The 7,040-nt window shown below is 31.6% G+C and carries 6 protein-coding genes; all 6 read right to left on the bottom strand.

Translation table 11 applies throughout. The features are described 5' to 3' along the window. Nucleotides 1-421 precede the first annotated feature (421 nt). Nucleotides 422-1,189, bottom strand: coding sequence for an acylneuraminate cytidylyltransferase family protein (locus tag KJ971_05160; protein ID MBU1145227.1), 768 nt, complete (start codon nucleotides 1,187-1,189; stop codon nucleotides 422-424). Nucleotides 1,190-1,366: 177 nt separating this feature from the next. Beyond that, complete coding sequence (gene gmhB / locus KJ971_05155) at nucleotides 1,367-2,608, bottom strand: D-glycero-beta-D-manno-heptose 1,7-bisphosphate 7-phosphatase (protein ID MBU1145226.1); 1,242 nt, start codon at nucleotides 2,606-2,608, stop codon at nucleotides 1,367-1,369. 4 nt (nucleotides 2,609-2,612) lie between these two features. Next, complete coding sequence (locus KJ971_05150) at nucleotides 2,613-3,257, bottom strand: SIS domain-containing protein (protein ID MBU1145225.1); 645 nt, start codon at nucleotides 3,255-3,257, stop codon at nucleotides 2,613-2,615. A gap of 13 nt (nucleotides 3,258-3,270) precedes the next feature. After that, nucleotides 3,271-4,260: a kinase gene (locus tag KJ971_05145; protein MBU1145224.1), complete on the bottom strand. Its 990-nt coding sequence runs from the start codon at nucleotides 4,258-4,260 to the stop codon at nucleotides 3,271-3,273. After that, complete coding sequence (locus KJ971_05140) at nucleotides 4,235-5,581, bottom strand: O-antigen ligase family protein (GenBank protein ID MBU1145223.1); 1,347 nt, start codon at nucleotides 5,579-5,581, stop codon at nucleotides 4,235-4,237. The genes KJ971_05145 and KJ971_05140 overlap by 26 nt, the downstream gene beginning before the upstream one ends. A 195-nt stretch (nucleotides 5,582-5,776) precedes the next feature. Continuing rightward, entirely contained in the window at nucleotides 5,777-7,033 is a 1,257-nt protein-coding gene (locus KJ971_05135; GenBank protein ID MBU1145222.1) for a glycosyltransferase family 4 protein, read from the bottom strand. Between the last annotated feature and the right edge of the window lie 7 nt (nucleotides 7,034-7,040).

The following is a 7,040-nucleotide window of genomic DNA, read 5'->3' as shown; positions in this document are numbered from 1 at the left end:
TGAAACAAATAGCCGTTCTTTGACATACACTTATTGGCTCTATTGGGCTATGCATAAACCATTCAAAAAGTCAAGTACAAAATAAAATATTTATTTTTGCCCCGAGGGACCATTAAGGACTGTCGGTTACTATGAAAGTCATCACTTGGGACTGTCGATTACTATGAAATGGATACCCTTTTCTTACCAAATATGTTTCCACACACAAGGTTGCCCTGACCCTTTAGATAGGACTGTCGGTTATTATGAAACCCTTCACTTACAACTGTCGATTTCGTTGCTGGATATAGCCTTTATTGACATAGAAGCATAGTATTAAATAAGTCTTGTCTAAAGATAATAACAATATTTTATCAATTTATCTTTTTCGTATTAGGGAAAAACGTATTTTTATTCATTATTACTACATTCGATATCTTGTTTAACTCTCTTTAAGTAGTGCTTCAATATTCTTTCTAACGATACTCATATCTTGATTGTTATTGAACAAATACTTTGCTATAACTTCCATTATTTCAAAATCATTCTCATTATCTATGTCTAACACAGCTGTATCAATCATCTTTATTATATCGCAGTTCCCTTCGAAAATTTCTTTACCACTCTTAAGAAAATCAGGAGAATATGCATATAATGACGCATTCATATCAAATATTTCTGGTGCTTCTTGTCTTGCATTAAAATTTGATCTAATAACACGCACGTATCCCTTGTCAGATTTCATCACCATATTGAAATACGGATTTCTTCGAGAGTCAGTTACAGAGAACACAACATCTGCGTCTGATTTTAGCTTTTTCTCAATCAAAGTTTGGAGGTCGTTCAATGTTCTTAATGGTGAAGTAATATCTAGATCCACGACCATTTCATAATCTTTTTTCAATCGTTGTTTGATAACATAATAACTATTTTGGATTACCTGGATTTTTGGAATATTATCACCACTCAATCTTGACTCTCTTTTCACTATATGTATTGGCATATCTAAATTATTGATGAATAAATTAATTAAATCATCACTATCAGTATTTAAAACTATATCACATTCATGATTTCTATTGGCTTTGATGAATAAATCAATTACGGATACAGTATAAAACGGAAGAAAGAAGCCTAAAAAAATTTTAATATTTTTATTCTTCACCCCCTTTGAACCTGCTCTACCGCAAATTGTAAATAATATTTTCATTATTTTTTCCTTTCATTATAATTTTCTAAAAGTTTCTAAAGCATTTTGGATATGATTCTTGCTAAGTTGTGTTTACTAGTGTTTTTTTTACTTAATCATTTACTCCAAATATATCCTGAAAATATTTTCTTTTTCTATTTAAATATCTAACACAATCTTCTAATAAGTGTCAAATTTTTAGTCAGCAACGATACTTTTAAAAAAATCTAAAAATGTTCTATCTTGATTGTATCTAAATACCTTACATCCCGCAGCCCTTCCGGCTTGAATATCACTTTCACTGTCACCAATTATGTAACTGTGGCTTAAATCAATGTTATATTTTTCAGCTGCTTGCAACAGCATACCAGGTTTTGGCTTTCTGCAATCACATATTATCTTGTATTCAATTTTTTCGCCTTCAAACCCTTTATCTGGGTGATGAGGACATATAAATATATCGTCTAAGTATGCCCCTTGTTGCCCTAAAAGAGTTTCCATCTTATCATGAATCTCATTTAGTTCTTCCCATGTAACTTCTCCTCGAGCAATCACAGGTTGATTTGTTACAACTATGACAAGGTATCCCAAACTGTTAATTTTCCTAATTAGCTCAGCCACTCCAGTGATTAATTCAAAATCATTAATATTTTTTAAAAATCCAACATACTTATTAATTGTTCCATCTCTATCAAGGAACACTGCTTTTTGTTTTGTATTTAAGTTCTTTTTCTCTAGTTTTCCTGATTTTATATCTCCCTCTACTTCATAAAACCTTTCAGGAGTACCTATATCTTTTACATATTCAGGAGAATCATAGCAAAATAAAGTCCCAGTAGGAATCATTGGTTCAAGGATGTCCCGGTCAAGATCAAGTTTTTTTAGGTATTTAAATTGCTTGAACAACTTAGGGGAAATCATATGTAAGCCAGCATTAACGCGGTTTTTATACCATTCGCGATTATCCTCTTTATGTAACCATTTATGGACACGATGATTTCTATCAGCAACAATTATTCCACTGTCATAAGGGTGGTCATTAGGATGTGTGAAAAGTGTAACTACTGCTTCAGATTTCATATGGTATTCAACAAATCGGTTAATATCTACATCGAAAATCAAATCACCATTAAGAAGCAGAAAATCTTTAGTTATTTTTTTCTTCAAAAAATATAATGAGCCTGCTGTTCCTAGTGGTTCAGTTTCTGTAATATATTCAATATGCATGTAAAACTTTGAGCCATCACCGAAGTAATCTTGGATTATATGACCTTTGTAACCAATTACAAGGATTATTTCTGTAAATCCCAGTTTCTTAAGGCATTCAATCTGCCACTCAAGAATTGGCTTGCCATGTATTGAGAGCATTGGTTTAGGATTATTCGAACTAATACCTGCAATTCTGGTACCCTTCCCGCCTGCCATTATAACTACCTTCACGTTATTATTCTCCATAAAATTCATTCTCAAGAGCAAGACAAATACTGTGGTAGATTGGTAAATGTAACTCTTGTATCTTATATGTTTCGCTTTCTTGAACATTAAGTAAGTAATCACATTTTTCTTTCATCTTACCACCTGTCTTACCTGTCACTCCTATAACAACAAGTCCTTTTGCTCTAGCAACTTCAATAGCATAAATCACATTTCTTGAATTACCAGATGTACTTATACACAATAATATATCTCCTTTAGTACCCAGTCCTAATACTTGTTGAGCGAAGGAAAACTCTGAAGCCATATCGTTTCCAATAGCGGTTTCGAGGGCAGAAGAACCTACGAGTGCAATCGCCGGAAATGCACCCTGAAGTTTTGAATTAAGATATTCTCCATACTCACCAGTCGAATTTATTTTTGATTTCATATCTTCAGATAATGGTCTTGGTAAAACAAAACTTTTCATCAGTTCACCTACTATATGAAGTGAATCTGCTGCACTACCTCCATTGCCGCATACCAGAAGCTTCCCACCATTTTCAAAACAATTAATAAATGTTTCAACAGTAGTGGTCAGTGTATTTTTGTTTTCCAGTAATATAGGATACCGATTACATAAATTATTAATGATATTTATAGTTGATTTCTTCATAGTTTACCTCTTCCTATATACTTTCAGGGACATAATGAATTACTCTAGTACCGCCATTCTCAAAATTGAATGGTACAAAAAGCAAATCACTCAAAGCAGCCTTAACTGCTTTTTGCTTTTCTGGTTCAACATAGAATATAAAGAACCCACCACCACCAGCTCCGAGTAGTTTTCCACCTGATGCTCCTGCATTAATTGCTTTTTGATATATTTCGTCTAATTTATGAGTTGAAACATTTGATCCGGTCTGTTTCTTAAGTTCCCAACCAAGATGCAGTAGTTTGCCAAATTCATCAAGACCAATAGTATTATCGGTTAATATTTTTTCTGCTTTATCGACCAGTTTTAACATTTCTAATAAGTATAATTTCTTATTTTCAGAAGTAACATTACTTGTTTTATGAATCTCTGAGGAAATTCGAGTAAAACCCGTAAAAAACAACAAAAGGTTATTATTAAGTTGGTTCTTGCGTTCAGGTGAAATTATTATTGGGTGGACTTCGAAATCATTATCATAAAAGTTAATCCTATTGAATCCACCAAACGAAGCTGCAATTTGGTCTTGCCAACCTCCAGCTTCATTACAGAGTTCACGTTCAAGATATATAGCTTCCTTAGCAAGTTTCTTTTTGTCTGCATATATACCTTTCAAAGAATAAAAGCCACTTAACATACCTACTGAGAATGAACTACTTGTGCCCAAGCCTGAACGTGCAGGAAGATCTGCCTCGTATGTGAGTCTTATTTCATTTATGTCCAACATCTGCATAGCATTCCTTATTGCTGGATGTTGTATATCTGCCACTTCCTTTACTCTTTCCATTTTCGAATAGGCTAATTCAGTAGAATATTCAAAAAATGGAGGTAAATGTCTTACGATAATATGGCAATATTTATCAAATGTTGTAGATATAACTGCTCCTCCATGCTCATTAAAGAATTCCGGCATATCCGTGCCACCGCCGAAAAATGACATTCTAAATGGTGTTTGTGTTATTATCATCTTTTTTTAACCTCCTTGTAAAATCTATATTTTTTAAAAATACTAATCCAATTATTACAAAAGTAATTTTTTCACTATATACAGTTTCCCCTAGTCCACAAATCAACAATACTGTAAAAACAACCCATAATATATATGTATTCGAACTATATTTAGCATTTTTCTTTAATACCAACCATGAACTAAATATCAAAAACATCATTGAAGAAAAACCAAATATGCCTAATTCTGCTAATGAACTAATTAAAAAATTATGAGCTGCTGGATAATATATGATATTATAACCTAATTTAGTAATAGCGATTTCTTGACCACCAATTCCTACACCAAATAGAAAGTATTTTGGTATAATCTCTTTAAATATAATTGGATAAGTTGTGAACCTGTTCGAACCAGAGGAACTGATAATTTCAGTTAAGGAAAATCTTCCTAGACTTTGTGATATGAAATTATCTGTAAGGAATACCGCTATTAAACCAGCAAAAAGAATTATGCTCAAACTTATTTTTAGAATTCGATTTTGTTTATATTTATTTGTCATAAAAACAATAAATATTCCAATTAAAATGGCAAAAAGCGAAGTTCTACTTCCGGCTAGATATATTGCTATTGCAGAAATGATTGTTGCTAGGAAGTATACAACTTTAGTCCATGCTCTATCAACTGTCATTGCATAAGATACAAAAAATGCGGCAAAAAGTGCAAACGCAATTGACTGCCTGTTAATATCAACACCTTGAAAAATCGAACGTCTTCCATTATATATATTATATATATATGGTTGAAACAATAATCCAAAAAATAATACAAAGACGTGAACAAGTCCAAATATTAAAACAATCTTGATTATGTCCTTCATTTTATTTTCACTGAAATAATAGCCTTGAAGAGCAATTAAAATCAATAAATTTAGTGCCCAAGCAAACAATGGTGCAATGTCGATGTAGAAAATGGTAGATAGAGATGAGGCCGTTAAAATAAACACGACAAACAAAGTTTTCATATCTAACCTAAACTTCCGATCAATTAATATAGACAAAATTATTATAACAGTGACAATCCTTGAATATGTCAGTGTGTTCCCCAGTATTGAGATAGTCTCCATATCAATTATTGCAGTAGATATAAGTATTCCAGTTAAAACAGATTTATCTGCCAAAATTACTATAATTAAGAGAAAACCTAAAGAAACAAAAGTAACTAATGGTTCCTTAGAATAAGCTGCAAAATAAGAAAGAATTGCAAACATGATAATTGAAAAATATAATAATAGTTTATTAAAACTAAGGCCTTTATTCTTATTCAATACTTTTTCCTTCATAGTTTGTTCTCCTTTCAATCCTAAAAAAATATAAAATAAACTTTTCGCAGTTTCTGTTCAACTTTTTGTTGAATGAATTTTATATCTTACGAATCTTGATAATTAAGACAACAAAGTCACATACAAATATTCCCAAAATAAGTATTTTGTATTTTATTTATATTACGATTATCGAAGTGAATTTCATAAGATTACTTATTTTTTATTACGAAAGTAATCGAATAAATCTGATTCTTGTAGGTTGCTTATGGTACTTATTTTCAATTCTTCGATATATTGTTTCCCAATCTTGTTTAATGTAAATTTATTTATATTGGACCGTATTGCTTTTGGATCCCAGTCTTTTTCTAATGCATATTGTATACTTTTTGATAACGCTTCATCAGTCCGTTCCTCAACTTTAATCATTGCCTCTTCACTGTAAACATCTGGAATAGCATCTAGATCAGCAAAAGCAACCACTGGAATGCCAAAAGCATATCCCTCCAACATCGACATCCCAAACCCTTCTAAAAGACTAGCCACAACTACAATTTTAGATTTATTGTAATAAGATAGCAATTCCGACTTCGAAATAAAATCCGTAAAAATTACTCCTGATACTTTCTTGTCATCTACATATTTTTTTGCTTCGGAGCCCTCAACTCCTCCACCAACAAACACTAATGAGTATTGTTTTTTTAAGTACTCTGGTAGTAATTCATATGCCCTAACTGACTGAATTTGATTTTTTCTTTCTCCGATCCGACCAGTAGAAATAATGTATTTTTTCTCTACATGATCAATTGGAGTAAATTCTTCAGGAACAAGACTAATTGGATTGACAATAATACTAATGTTATTTAAAGGTCGACCAATAAATGACTCTAGCCATAATTTACTTCCTGTTGAAATCATTGACATTCTTACATCATTCTCACATAATAATCTTAACATTTCACAAGTTTCTCTATCCAAAGTTCTATATATGTTACCTTCCCTTATTTCATATTGATCAGTACCGTGTTGAGTAACAAGAAACTTTGTTTTCGTTCTAACACATGCCATGATGAAAGGAATGGTATATAATCCAACGGAATGTATATTTACTGCATCGGGTGAAACTTGCTTTATGGAACGTTCAAAATAAGCTCCATTAGCAAAATAAAGCAAAATACGTAATGCTGTCTTAACATTTACTTTCATTTTTTTGATTAAAGTAATTGCTGCTCTAATATATGTAATATTTAAAGATTTGATTATATCAAATATTGTTTTCTTTTTCATCCAACAATTTAAGCCAAGTTTTGTTTCTTTACCATACTGCGATTGAGTAATTATAAAAACAGAATGTCCTAATTCACCGTACTTTTCTGCAATTTTCAGCGGTCCAAAAGCTAATCCAGAGGTATTTACTGTACCTCTTTTTACCTTTTTAGAGTATATATATGGTGTTCCAAATATAATTTTCACTTTTACC

Source organism: Bacillota bacterium, from assembly GCA_018818595.1.
Taxonomy (GTDB): Bacteria; Bacillota_I; Bacilli_A; order Izemoplasmatales; family Hujiaoplasmataceae; genus JAHIRM01.
Note: the sequence above shows the minus strand (reverse complement) of the source record. Positions and strands in the feature narration are given on the sequence as shown.

What these genes read in the sequence shown, in the direction of transcription:
- KJ971_05160 (MBU1145227.1), bottom strand. Translation starts at nt 1,189, where the DNA reads ATGAAAATATTATTTACAATTTGCGGTAGAGCAGGTTCAAAGGGGGTG.
- KJ971_05150 (MBU1145225.1), bottom strand. Translation starts at nt 3,257, where the DNA reads ATGAAGAAATCAACTATAAATATCATTAATAATTTATGTAATCGGTAT.
- KJ971_05145 (MBU1145224.1), bottom strand. Translation starts at nt 4,260, where the DNA reads ATGATAATAACACAAACACCATTTAGAATGTCATTTTTCGGCGGTGGC.
- KJ971_05140 (MBU1145223.1), bottom strand. Translation starts at nt 5,581, where the DNA reads ATGAAGGAAAAAGTATTGAATAAGAATAAAGGCCTTAGTTTTAATAAA.